The following is a 17,500-nucleotide window of genomic DNA, read 5'->3' on the forward strand; positions in this document are numbered from 1 at the left end:
AATACAAAGAGGGAGTTTAAGAAGATAGCCGCGTGGTTAAGACGAAGGTTGAGAAGCCTCCAACTCAAGCTCTGGAAGAAGCCAAGTAAGCTTCATCGAGAATTGAAACAGCGAGGATATAAACCGCCGTTTAGTCACATACGAATGACAGGCTGGAGAAGCTCTGCGAGTCCGTTATCGATCTACGCTATGACAAATCAATGGTTCAATGAACTTGGTTTAGTCAATATTGAACATGTTGTGACAGGGCATGTGTTCAGCACTTACGCTGAATGGAAATGTACATGAGCCGTATACGAGGTCCGTACGTACGGTTCTGTGAGAGGGATGAGGCGGCGACGCCTCACCCTACTCGATGTTTGATCAGGATTCGGCGATCTTAGTGTTAAAAGCAATGTTATATTATTGGTGACTTGTGAGCCATCGATGTAATCTACCGGATTGACGTGATATTAATATCTATGAGTATTGGATTAGCAATATTAGAAAAGTTAAATTCGTTTATTTTATATTACTTATATCTATTGTTTTAAATAAATAATGACATAGATAATCACTCATTAATCATTGAAATGAATTATTAATGATCTTGGTGTATTTATGCTGGTAGATAGTATACAACTAAATCAATATATGAGTTCTTAAAAATTGGACGTTCTCATGAGATCTTCTGTCTCATGGAATAGTTTAAATATAATAGGGTTATAACTGGTCGAGTCTCTTATATGTCATCATTGATTATGATCTCCACACATTGGATATATGTTATAACGAGTTATTATTTGTCATTTTTATCAGTTGGTTATGGTTTGTCAATGTTATCTGGATGAATTCAATAGTAAATTATTATAATTAAAGTGGTGAAATGACAATGTCAAACTAAGCTTATAATCATTCAATCTATATTTATAGTCCACATTGCAATGAATAATTATTTTATTTGATTGTAATGTCATTCTTATATTTATACTTATGTGATGGTGATGTATTTCATATTGAATAAGTAAAATAACAGTTTGGTAGGTGGTAGCTAGCATGGGTAAAGAAAGTAATAAGATGGGATTGGTCGGATTAACAACGATTGTAACTGTTAATATGATGGGATCCGGAATTATTTTATTGCCATCAAGTTTAGCGGCAACAGGAGGTATTGCATTACTGGCCTGGGGTATAACAGCCGTTGGCGCACTATGTATCGCTTATGCATTTTCTAAATGTGGTATGTATTGTACAGATGATGGTGGTATGTCTGCGTATGCACAAAAAGCACATGGTAAGTCTAGTTTTTTTATTGCGTCCTATACATATTATGTTTGCTTGGTGATTAGTGCGGTTGCGATTGCGGTATCAACGGTGGGTTATCTGGAAACTTTTTTCCCTTGGTTAAAAGAAAATCCAATACATACCTTTGTCGGTGTCGTGATCATCCTTATTGTTACTCTTGTCGCTAATTTTCGAGGTGCAAAAATCACGGGTGGCATCTCCGCCTTTACGGTCTGGGGAATTATTATTCCAGTGCTCGGCTTATCGGTTATTGGGTGGTTCTGGTTTGACCCGGAAGTGTTTGCAGCAGGGTGGAACCCTCATGACGTCCCAACGGTGACCGCAATTTCATCGGGTATTGCATTAACGCTTTGGGCTTTTTTAGGGATTGAATCTGCCGGGGCAAACTCGGGGGCGGTAGAGAACCCTAAACGTAACGTTCCCTTGGCATGTATGTTGGCTACGGTTTTTTCTGCGATTACCTATATCGCCTCGACCACCGTTATACAAGGGATTATTCCCAATGAACAGTTATCGAAATCTGATGCACCATTTGGTTTAGTTTTCGCCCAAATGTTTGATCCTATGGTGGGTAATATCATTACGGCAATGGCGATTATTGCTTGTATCGGTTCACTACTCGGTTGGCAATTTACCAATGCTCAAGTCTCTAAAGCTGCTGCGGATATGCAGTTATTCCCTAAAGTCTTTTCTGAAGTAAATAAGTATGATGCTCCCGTTAAGGGAATGCTGATCATGATGGCTCTGGAGCTTATACTTTCCGTTATGACTATTTCTCCGACATTATTAAAGCAATTTAATGTGTTGGTTAATTTAGCTGTATTCATCAATATGATCCCTTATATATTATCACTGTCAGCTCTTGCTGTTATTTTAAGAATCAGCAAAGTGGAAGATAAAGAATATAAGACCGGTATTATACTCGGATCCGTTGCGGTGCTTTATAGTATTTATGGTGCATATGCAACAGGTGAAGAGGCTGTTTATTATGGAACGACAATTACGTTGGTTGGTTATTTCTTCTATGGCTTTATTGCGAGTCGAGACCAGCTGCAAAAGAACTTTGAAATAAATACAAGTTCTAAACATATAGATTAATAGTAAACTATCTTGTCGTCTTATATGACAGGGTTTTAAATTATTTTCTAGGCAAGGAAATAAGAGTATGAAAAATTACGGTAAACATAAGCGGGTATTGATTTTTAATGACACATTAAAAGCAGGTGTAATAGAAAATTCACTCATAAGGTTAGAGGATGAATTTCATAATGAAGGGATTGATGTCATAACCGCTACGTCATTTGATGATTGCTATTCGATTTTAAATGCAAACATGGCAATTGACTGCTTTATGCTGACGTCACAAATGACGGGTCAGCAAGTTGAAGAAAATGAAAAATTTTATCAATTGATTGATAAACTTAATCATCGCCAGCAGGGTGTTCCGGTATTTCTATTAGCCGAACGGAAAAAAATTACCCTCTCGGTGAGTAGAGAGTTAATGTCGCGTGTTGATGAGTTTGCCTGGATTATAGAAGATACCGCTGATTTTATTGTAGGTCGTGCGTTGGCAGCCATGCAGCGTTACCGTGATCAGCTCTTACCGCCACTCATGGCTGGTATGATGAAATATGATGATGTTCATGAATACTCATGGGCAGCTCCTGGGCATCAAGGTGGCGTAGGCTTTACCAAAACGCCAGCGGGTCAGCGCTTCTATAGTTATTACGGGGAAGGGCTATTCCGTACCGACATGGGTATAGAGCGCGGTTCGCTGGGCTCATTATTGGATCATACTGGCTATTTTGGTGATAGTGAGGCCTATGCTGCGGAGGTTTTCGGTGCACATAAATCGTACTCCTTAGTGACGGGAACCTCTGGGTCAAACCGTACTATCATGCAAATTTGTATGAAAGAAAATAGTCTCGCGATTTGTGATCGAAACTGTCATAAATCAATAGAACAAGGATTGATGCTTACGGGGGCGTTACCTGTCTATATGTTACCGTCGCGTAATCGCTACGGTATTATTGGCCCTATCTATCCAGAGCAGCTAGAACCTGCTGCGATCAAGAAAAGCGTATTAGAGAGCCAGTTAACGAAAGATCATGCCAACCAAGAGGCGGTTTACGCAGTTATTACCAACTGTACCTATGATGGTTTATGTTATAACGCCAAGCGGGTTCAGGATATTTTAGGTAAGAGTAGTAATCGCTTACATTTTGACGAAGCATGGTACGGTTATGCACGTTTTAACCCCATTTATAAAGATCACTTTGCGATGCGCGGTGACCCGGTTGAATCGGATGATGGGCCAACCGTTTTTGCAACGCATTCTACTCACAAATTGTTGAATGCACTCTCGCAAGCCTCATGGATCCATATTCGCTACGGTAAAGACCACATTGATTTCCAGCGTTTTAATCAGTCATACATGATGCATGCAACCACTTCACCATTGTATGCAATCAGTGCGTCTAATGACATTGCCGTTTCGCAAATGGCGGGCAATCGAGGCTATTCGTTAACTCAAGAAGTGATTAAGGAAGCGGTGGATTATCGTCAGGCGATGGGGCGTTTATATCGTGAGTTTGAAGCGGATAATGACTGGTTTTTTAAACCGTGGAATGCCGAAACAATTGCCGACCCTTATACTGGCGAGGAGATCCCCTTTGAAGATGCGGATCCTAACCTTTTAGCATCAAGCCAGGATTTCTGGGTCATGAAGCCGGGGGATGATTGGCATGGATTTGCTGATATGCCTGATGACTGGTGTATGTTAGATCCAATTAAAGTCAGTATTTTAGCACCGGGTATGGGAGATGACGGTCACTTGTTGGATTCTGGTGTACCCGCCGCGCTAGTTACTCAATATCTGACACGGTTTGGGATTGTACCAACCCGTACTACTGATTTTCAGATCATGTTTTTGTTCTCGATGGGGATCACCAAAGGTAAATGGGCTACCTTGGTGAACACGCTGCTGAGCTTTAAAAAACATTATGATCAAAATACGCCATTGAAGTCGGTATTGCCTAAGTTGGTAGAGGCCTATCCTGACGTTTATGCCGAAATGGGTTTTAAAGATTTGGGCGATAAAATGTTTAACTATCTGAAACAACATACTCCTTCAGATAAACTCAATGCGGCGTATTCAACGTTACCTGAAGCGGTTGTGACTCCGCGTGCAGCGTTTGAAGCCATTGTTGATAATAATGTGGAAATGGTGCCGTCTCATCAGCTGAAAGATCGGGTAACAGCCAATGCGGTGATCCCGTATCCACCTGGGATCCCTATGCTGATGTCAGGTGAGAGCTTTGGTGATATCACCAGCCCGCAGATCAGTTATTTACAAAGCTTAGAAGTGTGGGATAAAGAATTCCCTGGGTTTGAGCATGAAACGGAAGGGACTGAAGTTGAAGATGGAATTTATCATGTCATGTGTATTAAGACGTGATCTTACATAGTGAATTGCAGATCAAGATAAAAAAATACCGCTAAGACTGAGCGGTATTTTTTTTGTCGTGTATCACTGCTGTATCAAGCGTCGTACCAACCAGTTGGTAGTTAAACTCGATAGTGAGGTTTGTTTTTGGCACAGAGCAACAGGCAAGTATTTCATTTTTGGCAATGAATGCCATGTTATCTTCTTGCTCAACGGCACCTTGGGTGAGTGTACAGCGACAAGCGCCACACATACCGCTACGACACTGGTATTCCGGTTGGATCCCTACGCGCTCCAGCTGAGTGAGTAGAGGTTCACGGCTATTGCCGTGCACCTCTATGCCATTCACCATAAAGGTGAGTTGACTCATAGTTCGAAGTCACCCAGATCGTCGGCACTAACATCGTTATCAATTTGACCAACAAGGTACGAGCTGATCTCCGCTTCTTGCGGTGCTACTTGTACGTTATCAGATGATAGCCAAGAGTTGATCCATGGAATTGGGTTTTGCGTGGCGCCAGGGTAAGCCTGCTCAAGCCCCACTGCGGCCATACGTAAGTTAGTGATGTATTCAACGTATTGGCACAGAATGTTTTTGTTCAGGCCGATCATCGAACCATCTTTGAATAGGTATTCTGCCCACTCTTTTTCCTGCTCTGCGGCATCTTTGAAAATTTGGAAGCACTCTTGCTTGCACTCTGCAGCAATGGTTGCCATCTCAGGGTCGTCATGGCCATTACGCAGTAAATTCAGAATATGCTGGGTACCCGTTAGGTGCAGAGCTTCATCACGCGCGATCAGCTTGATGATTTTAGCATTACCTTCCATCAGTTCGCGTTCGGCAAAGGCAAATGAGCAAGCAAAGCTGACATAGAAGCGAATCGCTTCCAGTGCATTCACTGACATCATGCACAGGTACAATTTTTTCTTGATCTCGTGAAGATCAACCGTGATGATCTCACCGTTAATGGTGTGGGTACCTTCACCCAAACGATGGTAGTCGTTGGTGGCTACAATCAGAGCATCATAATATTTGGAAATATCACCTGCACGCTTGATGATATGTTCATTACCCACGATATCGTTAAAAATGGTCGCAGGATCATTAACGATATTACGGATAATGTGAGTGTAAGAGCGTGAGTGAATCGTTTCAGAGAACGACCAGGTTTCAATCCAGGTTTCAAGCTCTGGGATAGAAACGATTGGCAGCAGTGCCACGTTCGGGCTGCGACCCTGAATGGAATCCAGTAGTGTCTGGTATTTCAGGTTGCTGATGAAAATGTGGCGTTCGTGATCTGGCAGGTTGTTGTAATCAATACGGTCGCCAGAGACGTCGACTTCTTCCGGACGCCAGAAGAAAGAGAGTTGTTTTTCAATCAGCTTTTCAAAGATTTCGAATTTTTGCTGGTCGTAACGCGCAACGTTGACAGATTGGCCGAAGAACATCGGTTCTTTAAGTTGGTCGTTATTGGTTTGACAGAAAGTGCTATATGCCATCTTATCCTCAACATCAATGGGAGCCTCAGGCTCCCATTGTTTTATCTTAGTAACTGATTAAATCTTGCAGCTTGTGCAGTCGTCTGCGCCCACATCCCCTTGACTATCAGAGGCACCGTCACGGGTGTTGTGGTAGTACAGCGTTTTCACGCCGAGTTTATACGCGTTAAGCAGGTCTTTCAGCAACAGTTTCATTGGCACTTTGCCACCTGGCTGCTGGCTTGGGTCATAGTTAGTATTTGCTGAAATTGCCTGATCGATGAATTTCTGCATGATACCGACAAGCTGTAAGTAGCCGTCATTGCTACCGATATTCCATAGTAGCTCATAGTTATCTTTGTACTTGCTGTACTCAGGAACCACTTGCTTTAGGATACCATCTTTTGATGCTTTCACCGATACGAAACCACGAGGTGGCTCAATGCCGTTGGTGGCATTTGAGATCTGTGATGATGTCTCAGAGGGCATCAATGCTGATAGCGTTGAGTTACGTAAGCCGTGAGTTTTGATCTCTTCACGTAGCGTTTCCCAGTCGTAACGCAGTTCAGCAGAACAGACGTTATCAATATCTTTTTTGTAGGTATCGATAGGCAGGATACCCTGAGCATAGGTGGTTTCGTTGAATGCCGGGCAGGCACCTTGCTCTTTTGCTAAGCCGAGAGAGGCTTTCAGTAGGTAGTACTGAATCGCTTCAAAGGCTTCATGGGTCAGGTTGTTTGCGCTACCGTCTGAGTAACGAACACCGTGTTTCGCCAGATAGTAAGCAAAGTTGATCACACCGACGCCCAGAGTTCGACGGTTCATAGTTGAACGGTAAGCCGCTGGCAATGGGTAGTCTTGATAGTCAAGTAACGCATCCAGTGCACGAACGGTTAAGTCAGCAAGCTCTTCCAGATCATCAAGTGTGTCAATCGCACCCAAGTTGAAAGCAGACAGCGTACACAGTGCAATTTCACCGTTAGCGTCTTCAACATTGTTCAGTGGTTTGGTTGGTAATGCAATTTCAAGACACAGATTCGATTGGCGAATAGGTGCAACGCTCGGATCAAACGGGCTATGCGTATTACAATGATCAACGTGCTGGATGTAGATACGGCCTGTTGAAGCACGTTCTTGCATCAGCAGTGAGAACAACTCTATTGCTTTGATTGTTTTGCGTTTGACGCTGCTGTCTTGCTCATATTTTTCATACAAGCGTTCGAATTCAGCTTGATCCGCGAAGAACGCGTCATAAAGTCCAGGAACGTCAGACGGTGAGAACAAGCTGATGTTTTGACCCTTGATGAGACGGGTGTACATTAGTTTGTTGATTTGTACGCCGTAATCCATATGACGAACACGGTTTTCTTCAACACCCCGGTTATTTTTCAATACCAGCAGTGACTCAACTTCACCGTGCCACATTGGGTAGAACAGGGTAGCCGCACCACCACGTACACCGCCTTGTGAACAACATTTAACGGCTGTTTGGAAATATTTATAAAATGGGATACAGCCGGTATGGAAGGCTTCACCACCACGGATCTCTGAACCTAGCGCGCGTATACGGCCAGCATTGATACCAATACCAGCACGCTGAGAGACATAGCGAACAATGGCGCTAGCCGTCGCGTTGATTGAATCCAGGCTGTCATCACACTCGATCAGTACGCACGAGCTGAACTGACGGGTAGGGGTACGCACACCAGACATGATTGGTGTTGGTAGTGAAATTTTAAATTGGGAAACCGCATCGTAGAAGCGCTTAATGTAGCTCATACGTGTTTCGCGCGGGTATTTACCAAACAGGCAAGCCGCAATCATCATGTACAGGAACTGGGCGCTTTCAAAAATTTCACCGCTTACGCGGTTTTGAACCAAGTACTTACCTTCAAGTTGTTTAACTGCAGCGTAAGAGAAGTTCATATCACGCCAGTGGTCAATGTAGGTATCCATCAGATCAAACTCTTCTTGAGAGTAATCTTCTAGCAAGTGTTGGTCGTATTTGCCTTTGTTTACCATGTTAGTGACATGGTCATACAGGGCTGGTGGCTCGAACTGACCATACGCTTTTTTGCGCAAATGGAAGATCGCGAGTCGGGCTGATAGGTATTGGTAATCTGGCGTATCTTCAGAGATGAGATCAGCCGCTGCCTTAATGATGGTCTCATGGATGTCTTCAGTTTTGATCCCTTCGTAAAACTGAATGTGAGATTTTAGTTCGACCTGTGAGACCGAGACGTTTTCTAGGCCTTCGGCAGCCCAGGTAATTACTCGGTGGATTTTGTCTAGATCGATGTTTTCTTTGCGTCCATCACGCTTGGTAACAGTAAGCTGTTGAGTCATTTTTGGTCTTTTTCCCAGATATCCAGCAGTAACAGTGTTTTTTTGTGACTTTCAATCATAACCGTAGCAAAAAATAGATGCCTAGGTGGATTTATGATCATTTCTTTTAACACTATATATTGGGGTGTTGAGCTATTTTGATTACAAGATAGAGGCGATTGAGGGGTATTGCAAGGTGGTAATTTTTGACCAGCTGTGGATAACATGGGGATTCATAAAATATAGTTAGCATTCACTAACTGATTTACGCAGGTCTGACAATATCATAGAAAAATGCAAAGGAAATTCGGTCCAAAATGTGGTTGGAAAAAAAATAAAATTCTTGCTTTTTTATGGGGTATCAATGTTGCTGTGAAAGTCAGCATTTTTGGTTGTTTATTGGCTAGTTAGCTTATACACAAGACAGCTTACTTTGACACTCGAATCCTACACCTTGAGTCTTTATTTGGCTAGGCTATGAGGCTGATCAGCTCCGTTGGGTGAGAGAGCACAGCATGCGAGTGCCAGTCATCCGGTGTCTGATTTTCACCGATATAGCCCCAGCCCGCAACAAAACCCGTCATATTGGCAGCCTTGGCGGCAATCATATCTTTTTCAATATCACCGATATACGCGCAATGTATCGCGCTGACCCCCATACAGTCGCAGGCGTACCACAGTGGTTCCGGATGAGGTTTAGCCAGTGGCAGGGTATCACCACATACCAAAGCACGCGCTCCCATGAGTTCGGGGAAAAATGGTAGTAGTCTGTCGGTGAGAAAACCAGGCTTATTGGTCATGATTCCCCACGGGATCTGTTGGGTATCGAGGTGTCCCAGTAGGCTGGTAACGCCTTGGTACAGGGTGGTGTGCTCGCAGATATTCTCTTTGTAATAATCCAGAAAGCGCAGGCGTAATATAGTCATGTCACAGGGTAAGGGGTGGGAGCCAAAGCCGGCGGTCAGTAATCCTTTGGCGCCATGGCTGGTGTTAGCTTGCACTTGAGCCGGTGACAGTGGTGGCCGATCATACTCAGCAAGTATCCGGTTGGCTGCTTTGGCCATGTCTGGCGCGGTATCGAGTAAAGTGCCGTCTAAATCGAACAATATTCCCTGAATGGTGCTAGCCATGATCCCTTCCTTGTATGACATGTTTGTTGAAGTCATTAATCAAGTATTGGCTGTAAAAGGTACATTTAGCAATTACTTAGCAGGGCGGTATGTACGTCCTGCTAAGCAGATCACAGAGTAGTACAGTGAGGGAAAAGCGTGCTTATGGCTTTACGGTGTGGACGATGTAGTTCACATCGACATTGTTACCTAGCCAGTATTTATGTTTAAGAGGATTGTAGTGTAATCCGATAATGTGGCGTTCTTGTAGTGGGGTGGGGTCGATCATCGCTAGCATTTCTGACGGGCGAATAAATTTGTCATGATCGTGGGTGCCTTTGGGGACGAGCTTGAGTAGCTGCTCGGCACCTACGATGGCAAATAAATACGATTTGATATTCCGATTTAAAGTGGAAAAGAAAACGTGACCACCGGGTTTTACCATGCGGGCACATGCTGCAATGACAGAGGCTGGATCGGGGACATGTTCCAGCATTTCCATGCAGGTGACAACATCGTAGGTTTCCGGGTGAAGGTTGGCGTGTTCTTCTGCGGTACGTTGGACATACTCGAGTTTGGTACCCGTTTCCAGAGCGTGAAGGCGAGCGACTGTTAAAGGTGCCTCTCCCATGTCTAGGCCCGTAACGTTAGCGCCTTCGACAGCCATACTTTCAGCAAGGATTCCGCCACCACAGCCAACATCAAGTACCTTTTTGCCAAATAAACCATCGGCATGATCACTCACGAAGTTAAGGCGCAGTGGGTTGATCTCGTGTAGAGGTTTAAATTCCCCTTCAAGATCCCACCAGCGGGAAGCCATATCTTCAAATTTGCTTATTTCTGCCGGGTCGACGTTCAACGGATTGCTCATGTGATTATGCCATAGTCCTGATAGATGACGGCATTATAACGAAAACAGTTCAATAGATCATACTGAGGATGGGCATGTGGTTGAGCAGACGAGCTTGTTTGAGAAAGTGCATATTGATTATCCGGAATATTGGCAGGGGTGCTTGTGAGCATGCTATCAAGCACCCTTAATCGGTTCAGATAATGTCACCATTGTAATTACTCTGCTGGATCGGCCATGGCTAATGAAACCACATCGGCCTGAACAGACCCAGTTGAAATGGTGATGGCTGCTAAAATGAGCATTAATAGGTATTTCCCGCCAATTACACACATACCAATGGCTGTGATTGCTCTCATCAACATACTGACCTCGCTTGTTTGTAGTGATTATTGGAATCTTAGATTTCCGCTTTGCGCGATCAATACTACGCTTTCATATTTTACTAAACTTGATGATGATCAGATTTATGCACAGCATTTATACCATTTAGCAAAGGATTTAGCGTTCTTAAAGATGGCTCTGTTTTTTACAAATGGTTACAGTTTATCTGTAGTTATGTTGCAGGTGTACAGTGAAATCAGAACGTGCCACTCAAGGGAAATTTGCGCAGAACGGTGCCTGTTGAGGTTGTAAAGGACGTTAGTGATCATTATCTCGTGATGTTTATCTGAAAAATGGGATTTGAGTGAAAAGTGAACGGTTAACCGTGACTTTTCCCGCTTAAGACTTCCGATTTTTTGTTAATCCGATAAATTACTCACAACATAACAGTGAAAGGTGTGCCTATTGAGGCTGAAATATGCTATATTCTCGCACCTTGCACGTACTAAAAATACGACAGAAATTACCTGAGGGATATTGGCTCAATGAGCGATCTTGCAAAAGAGATCACGCCCGTCAACATTGAAGAAGAGCTGAAAAGCTCGTACCTCGACTACGCGATGTCAGTTATCGTGGGTCGAGCGCTTCCTGATGTGCGTGATGGCCTAAAGCCAGTGCACCGTCGCGTATTATTCGCGATGAATGTGCTAGGCAATGACTGGAATAAAGCTTACAAAAAATCTGCCCGTGTGGTTGGTGACGTAATCGGTAAATATCACCCACATGGTGATAGTGCTGTATACGATACGATCGTACGTATGGCGCAACCATTCTCGTTACGCTACATGCTTGTTGATGGCCAAGGTAACTTTGGTTCTGTCGATGGCGACTCAGCAGCGGCAATGCGTTATACCGAAATCCGGATGTCAAAAATCGCCCACGAATTGTTGGCCGATCTTGATAAGGAAACCGTTGACTATGTACCTAACTATGATGGTACAGAGCAAATTCCAGCGGTTATGCCAACTAGGGTGCCTAACCTTTTAGTGAACGGTTCATCGGGTATCGCTGTAGGTATGGCAACAAACATACCACCGCATAACCTAGGTGAAGTGGTTAATGGTTGCTTGGCGTTGATTGATAATGAAGATATCACTATCGATCAGCTCATGGATTACATTCCTGGACCTGACTTCCCAACGGCAGCGTTGATCAATGGCCGTAAAGGGATCATTGATGCTTATCATACTGGTCGCGGTAAAGTTTACATGCGTGCCAAAGCTGATATTGAAGTGGATAACAAAAGTGGTCGTGAAACCATTGTTGTGACTGAAATTCCATATCAGGTCAACAAAGCGCGCCTAATCGAGAAGATTGCCGAACTCGTTAAAGAGAAGAAGGTTGAAGGCATCAGTGCATTACGCGATGAGTCTGATAAAGACGGTATGCGTATTGTTATTGAGTGTAAGCGTGATGCTGTAGGTGAAGTTATTCTGAATAACCTTTACTCACAGACTCAGCTACAGACAACATTTGGTATCAACATGGTTGCACTCGACCATGGTCAGCCAAAGTTGTTCAACCTGAAAGAGATGCTGAAGTGCTTCGTGAATCACCGCCGCGAGGTTGTGACACGCCGTACTATCTTTGAATTGCGTAAAGCACGTGAACGTGCACACCTTCTTGAAGGTTTGGCCATTGCTTTGGTTAATATCGATGAAATCATTGAATTAATTAAGAGCGCGCCAACACCACAAGTGGCACGTGAAGGATTACTTTCTCGTCCATGGCAGTTAGGTGATGTGGCGGCTATGCTTGAGCGTGCCGGTGTTGATGCTGCACGTCCGGAGTGGCTAGAGCCTCAATTTGGTATTCATGGTGGCCAGTACTTCTTAACTGAGCAGCAAGCCCAAGCGATCCTTGAGCTGCGTTTGCACCGTTTGACAGGCCTTGAGCACGAGAAGATCCTCGATGAATACAAAGGTCTGCTTGATATCATCGAAGAATTATTACTGATTTTGGGCAGCTCTGAGCGCCTGATGGAAGTGATTCGCGATGAGCTCTACGCAGTTAAAGAGCAGTTTAACGATGAACGTCGTACTGAAATTACAGCGGCAAGCCACGATATCGATCTAGAAGATCTGATCACTCAGGAAGACGTCGTTGTAACGCTATCTCATGAAGGTTACGTGAAGTACCAGATCCTGAGCGACTATGATGCTCAGCGTCGTGGTGGTAAAGGTAAAGCGGCAACGCGCATGAAGGATGAAGACTTCATTGAGCGTTTGTTGGTTGCTAATACTCACGATACCATTTTGTGCTTCTCCAGCCGTGGTCGCATGTACTGGCTGAAAGTGTACCAATTGCCTCAGGCGAGCCGTACTGCACGTGGTAAACCAATTGTGAATATTCTGCCATTGGAAGAAGGTGAGCGTATTACTGCGATCCTACCAGTGAAAGAGTATGAAGCCGACAAGTTTGTATTCATGGCTACCGCTGATGGTACAGTGAAGAAAACACCACTGACTGATTTCAGTCGTCCACGCAGTGCCGGTATTATTGCGGTTAACTTACGTGAAGGCGATTCATTGATCGGTGTGGATGTGACCAATAGCACAGACCAAATTATGCTGTTCTCTGAAGCAGGTAAAGTGGTTCGCTTCTCAGAAGAGCAAGTGCGTGGTATGGGCCGTACTGCTGCGGGTGTCCGTGGTATGAAGTTGGCGGAAGGCGATAAAGTGGTATCACTTATCGTACCGCATAACGACGGTGACGTACTGACTGTAACCGAAAATGGTTATGGTAAACGTACTGAGCTTGCGGAATATCCAGCGAAGAGCCGTGCGACACAAGGTGTTGTGTCAATTAAGGTTTCCGAGCGAAACGGTAGTGTGGTTGGTGCTGTCCAAGTTGAAGACGGCGACGAATTCATGATGATCACAAACGGCGGTACACTGGTTCGTACCCGTGTTGCCGAAGTGAGTCGTGTAGGTCGTAATACCCAGGGTGTCACCCTGATCCGCACCACTGATGGTGAGCTAGTTGTTGGCCTTCAGCGTATTGATGAACTGGAAGAAAACGAAATGATCTCTGATGCAGAGATTGTTGACGGTGAAGCCGTTCCATCGACAGAACAGCCAGCGGCTGATTCTGCTGCAGAAGGTTCTTCTGAAGAAGAATAAGATTGATAGTAATATCATCTAAGAAAAACGCAGCCCTCGGGCTGCGTTTTTTTTATCTCAATAAAAACGTCCTAACTATTTACGGGTAACCCCTTTTCAGTACGTCGAGAAAGGTGTAAAAACAAGGATATGACCGCTGTCACAGTTGCCGCTTATGAACATGAGTGGTGCTATAGCGAATAATTGCAATCCCATGTTTTAGCAGGAGCAAGTCTTTTATCATGGATAAGGTTTTTAATTTTTGCGCCGGACCGGCAATGATCCCGGCAGACGTTTTGAAAAAAGCACAACAAGAGCTCGTTGATTGGAATGGATTAGGTACCTCGGTGATGGAGATCAGCCACCGTAGTAAAGAGTTTATCCAAGTCGCTAAACAGTCTGAAGCAGACTTACGTGAGCTTTTATCCATTCCTGATAATTACCATGTTCTGTTTTGTCATGGTGGCGCTCGTGCCCAGTTTGCAGCGGTACCGATGAACCTGCTTGGTGATGCCACCACGGCTGATTATATGGATGGTGGCTATTGGGCTCACAGTGCTGCGGAAGAAGCCGCGAAATACTGTACGCCGAACGTAGTGGATATTACCTGTAAAAAAGACGGTAAAATTGCAATTTTGCCCGCGTCAGAGTGGCCTTTGTCAGATGAAGCGGCGTTTGTCCATTTTTGTCCAAATGAAACCATCGACGGTATTGAAATTCGTGATTTACCTGTTACGGATAAGCCGATTGTTGCGGATCTGTCATCGACGATCCTATCTCGCGAAATTGATGTGTCGAAGTATGGGGTCATCTATGCCGGGGCACAGAAAAATATTGGTCCTGCGGGGTTAACCATCGTCATTGTACGCGATGATTTATTAGGCAAAGCAAAAACGTGTCTGCCAAGTATTTTAGATTACCGCGTCCAGGTGGACCAAGAGTCTATGTTTAATACGCCACCGACCTTTGCTTGGTATCTCTCTGGTGAGGTGTTTAAGTGGTTGAAGGACATTGGTGGCGTTGCTGAAATGCAACAGCGCAATGAGGCGAAAGCCAAGCTGTTATATGACTATATTGACCAGTCAGATTTTTATCGTAATGATGTTCACAGTGATAACCGATCATTGATGAATGTGCCGTTCCAGCTGAAGAATCCTGAACTGGACTCATTATTCCTTGAGCAAGCGGATGCTGCAGGGTTAAAAGCACTGAAAGGTCACCGTGTTGTCGGCGGGATGCGTGCGTCAATTTATAACGCCATGCCACTGGAAGGTGTGCAAGCGTTGGTTGATTTCATGCGCCAGTTTGAACAGCAACAGGCTTAATCACGTAGTGCGTTGACACTGCATGTGAGCCACATAAAAAAACCGCCAGTGGGCGGTTTTTTCATGTCTATTTATGGTGCTTTGCAATCGATCTTTACTCATCTTCGAAACGTTCTTGATTAGTCCCTGTTTTTGCACTTATTTTTCCTAGACCCTAGACCCTAGACCCTAGACCCTAGACCCTAGACCCTAGACCCTAGACCCTAAGTAATAAGTGGGAACTCTTACATCGCAAACGTTATTGCAGTTTTAAATTGCTTACCATTATCATGAGTTGAGAACTGCCAACCCATGCGTTCGCAGATCCGTTCAACAATGACTAAGCCACAGCCATAGCCGGCGTTGTAGGTTTCATTACCTTCATGGCGATTAATGATGATGAGGCGAAGCCCTGCTAATTGGATGTAAATATCACCGACGCTATAACTGAAGGCATTCTTTATTAAGTTGTTGATGACGATGGTGATAAAGCTTTCTGGGGCAGTGACAGAGCCGGAAGATAGAACTAAAAGGCGGTAGCTGGCATCTTGTTTAGCAAATAAGGGGGCCAGTACCTCAAGTTGTTGGCGTAGGTGTTGCTCCAACTCATAAGACCCTAAGTGATGGGCTTCAATATCTACTTTACCCAGCAACAGGAAAGCCTCAGTTAATATGCGCATTTCCTCTGTGGCACTTTGCACCCGATCTATCGCTTTCAGTGCGACCGGCGGTTGGTTAGGGACTCTGCTTAATAATTCAGCCGAACCTTGAATCACCATAATAGGGGTTCTGAGTTCATGAGACGCAAATCGGCTAAACTCTTTTTCACGCTGAAAAAATCCAGCAATATTGGTTTTACTGTCTAGGAGTATTTGTTCAATATTGCGGGTTTCATTATAGGCGGTATCGACCTTAAAGTCGGGTTGGTCTGGGGGCATCTGGCTTATTTTTGCCTCAATGGCAGCCAGTGGTTTTGACAGGGTTCGAACGAAATAGATCCCATAAATAGCCATTCCTAACGACACGATGATTCCAAAGAGCATGATGCAGTAATGAAGCGTGTCTTCATAATTATCAAGGTAATCGTCAGCATCATCCTGAAATAGAATATACATCAGCCCTTTACCTGATGGATGGTCAATTACGATGAAGTGCTTATCTTCCTTTCCGAGTAAATGTTCATAAAAACCGGGCTTATCGTAGGCTTTTAGCCATTCAGGGCGAGATGATTCGCTCCAATAGCTGGTGAATTCGGTCGTATTGGGGGGGAGTGTATTTTCTTGATGGTATTGGTAATCCGCGACATAACGGTTCGCCTCTGTGTCTAACCAATGATGTAGGCTAATAACTTCCAGTTGATCTTCGGCGATATAAATGATGCTCCAGAAAATGGCAAACATCATCAGCGTCATGCTCCCAAAGCTCCACCGAATTTTACGGTAGATGCTAGGGTAGACGTTATGATTTGATTCGGTAGCCTTGTCCATGAATAGTCTCTAGTCGTGAATGTTCAAACCCTTTATCGATGGCATTGCGTAAACCATAAATGTGGCTTCGCAGAGCATCACTGGATGGGGACTCATCTCCCCATACGGCATCAATGACTTCTTGGCGACTGACGATACTAGGTGCTCGTCGCAGCAGGGCTTTGAGTATTTTGTATTGGATCCGGCTGAGTTTGATCGGTTGTCCTGCGCGCACGACTTCGTCAGTACGGGTATTGATCGAAATATCGGCGTATTTTAACTCACCAATATCTTGTCTTGGGCCTCGATTACTCAGTGCATGGAGGCGTAAAATAAGCTCCTGCATCGCAAACGGTTTGAGGAGATAATCATCGCCGCCAGCTTGGAAAGCTGCCACTTTGTCATCAAGAGAGTCTTTAGCGGTAAGAAAAAGAATGGGGGTTTGGCAGAACAGCTCTTCACGGATTTTTTTTACCGCAGAAATACCATCCATTTTGGGCATCATGATATCCATGATGATCACATCATAATGATTTTCAGCAATAAGGGTGGCCGCCGCTTCACCATGATAGGCACAATCAATAGTTATTCCTTCTAGCTCTAGATAATCGGCTATGGTTTCTACTACGTTGTGGTTGTCATCGGCAATCAATACTTTCATAGAATAATTTTGCTTTTTTCACGAGTGCTTCACGTTAGGGTCACTAATATACTGCCTATGAAATCAATATTCTTTAATTTGTAGGTGTTTAG

General features: G+C 44.3%; 13 protein-coding genes and 1 pseudogene. 6 read left to right on the top strand and 8 right to left on the bottom strand.

Features of this window, described 5'->3' with window-relative positions; translation table 11 throughout:
* The 3 genes and pseudogenes from L4D12_RS12240 to adiA all read left to right on the top strand — a co-directional run.
* A pseudogene (locus tag L4D12_RS12240) lies at positions 1-288 on the top strand (group II intron reverse transcriptase/maturase); the annotation flags it as partial.
* 747 nt (positions 289-1,035) lie between these two features.
* Positions 1,036-2,382 carry a putrescine-ornithine antiporter gene (gene potE / locus L4D12_RS12245; protein ID WP_428448128.1) on the top strand — a complete coding sequence of 449 codons (1,347 nt, stop codon included), beginning with the start codon at positions 1,036-1,038 and terminating at the stop codon, positions 2,380-2,382.
* Between the two features lie 67 nt (positions 2,383-2,449).
* The gene (gene adiA, locus L4D12_RS12250) at positions 2,450-4,741 is read left to right on the top strand and encodes an arginine decarboxylase (RefSeq protein WP_428448129.1); all 2,292 of its coding nucleotides are present in this window, start codon (positions 2,450-2,452) and stop codon (positions 4,739-4,741) included.
* Positions 4,742-4,781: 40 nt separating this feature from the next.
* Here adiA and yfaE read toward each other — a convergent pair whose 3' ends face one another.
* From yfaE to L4D12_RS12270, 4 genes are all read right to left on the bottom strand, one after another.
* A complete protein-coding gene (yfaE, locus tag L4D12_RS12255) occupies positions 4,782-5,099 on the bottom strand; it encodes a class I ribonucleotide reductase maintenance protein YfaE (RefSeq protein WP_428448130.1) in 318 nt (105 codons plus the stop codon).
* The gene (gene nrdB, locus L4D12_RS12260) at positions 5,096-6,229 is read right to left on the bottom strand and encodes a class Ia ribonucleoside-diphosphate reductase subunit beta (protein ID WP_428448131.1); all 1,134 of its coding nucleotides are present in this window, start codon (positions 6,227-6,229) and stop codon (positions 5,096-5,098) included. Before nrdB ends, yfaE begins: the two co-directional genes overlap by 4 nt.
* A gap of 57 nt (positions 6,230-6,286) precedes the next feature.
* Positions 6,287-8,554, bottom strand: a complete 2,268-nt coding sequence (nrdA, locus tag L4D12_RS12265; protein WP_428448132.1) for a class 1a ribonucleoside-diphosphate reductase subunit alpha — start codon at positions 8,552-8,554, stop codon at positions 6,287-6,289.
* A gap of 449 nt (positions 8,555-9,003) precedes the next feature.
* On the bottom strand, positions 9,004-9,663 hold the full coding sequence (locus L4D12_RS12270) for an HAD family hydrolase (protein ID WP_428448133.1): 660 nt from the start codon (positions 9,661-9,663) through the stop codon (positions 9,004-9,006).
* Here L4D12_RS12270 and L4D12_RS12275 point away from each other — a divergent pair.
* Positions 9,662-9,784 (top strand): hypothetical protein, encoded by a 123-nt coding sequence (locus L4D12_RS12275; protein ID WP_428448134.1) that lies wholly within the window; start codon positions 9,662-9,664, stop codon positions 9,782-9,784. The genes L4D12_RS12270 and L4D12_RS12275 overlap by 2 nt on opposite strands.
* A gap of 21 nt (positions 9,785-9,805) precedes the next feature.
* On the opposite strand, the gene ubiG is transcribed toward L4D12_RS12275, so the two are convergent.
* Both ubiG and L4D12_RS12285 read right to left on the bottom strand, forming a co-directional pair.
* Positions 9,806-10,513, bottom strand: coding sequence for a bifunctional 2-polyprenyl-6-hydroxyphenol methylase/3-demethylubiquinol 3-O-methyltransferase UbiG (ubiG, locus tag L4D12_RS12280; RefSeq protein ID WP_428448135.1), 708 nt, complete (start codon positions 10,511-10,513; stop codon positions 9,806-9,808).
* Between the two features lie 197 nt (positions 10,514-10,710).
* Positions 10,711-10,851, bottom strand: coding sequence for a hypothetical protein (locus tag L4D12_RS12285; RefSeq protein ID WP_428448136.1), 141 nt, complete (start codon positions 10,849-10,851; stop codon positions 10,711-10,713).
* A gap of 510 nt (positions 10,852-11,361) precedes the next feature.
* Here L4D12_RS12285 and gyrA point away from each other — a divergent pair.
* Entirely contained in the window at positions 11,362-13,998 is a 2,637-nt protein-coding gene (gene gyrA, locus L4D12_RS12290) for a DNA topoisomerase (ATP-hydrolyzing) subunit A (RefSeq protein ID WP_428448137.1), read from the top strand.
* Between the two features lie 221 nt (positions 13,999-14,219).
* Positions 14,220-15,302: a 3-phosphoserine/phosphohydroxythreonine transaminase gene (gene serC / locus L4D12_RS12295; RefSeq protein WP_428448138.1), complete on the top strand. Its 1,083-nt coding sequence runs from the start codon at positions 14,220-14,222 to the stop codon at positions 15,300-15,302.
* 224 nt (positions 15,303-15,526) lie between these two features.
* Here serC and L4D12_RS12300 read toward each other — a convergent pair whose 3' ends face one another.
* Together L4D12_RS12300 and L4D12_RS12305 are read right to left on the bottom strand one after the other, a co-directional pair.
* Entirely contained in the window at positions 15,527-16,768 is a 1,242-nt protein-coding gene (locus L4D12_RS12300) for a sensor histidine kinase (RefSeq protein WP_428448139.1), read from the bottom strand.
* Positions 16,740-17,408: a response regulator transcription factor gene (locus L4D12_RS12305; RefSeq protein ID WP_428448140.1), complete on the bottom strand. Its 669-nt coding sequence runs from the start codon at positions 17,406-17,408 to the stop codon at positions 16,740-16,742. Before L4D12_RS12305 ends, L4D12_RS12300 begins: the two co-directional genes overlap by 29 nt.
* Positions 17,409-17,500 lie beyond the last annotated feature (92 nt).

Origin of the sequence: Photobacterium nomapromontoriensis (assembly GCF_050336815.1) — a bacterium.
GTDB lineage: Bacteria > Pseudomonadota > Gammaproteobacteria > Enterobacterales > Vibrionaceae > Photobacterium > Photobacterium nomapromontoriensis.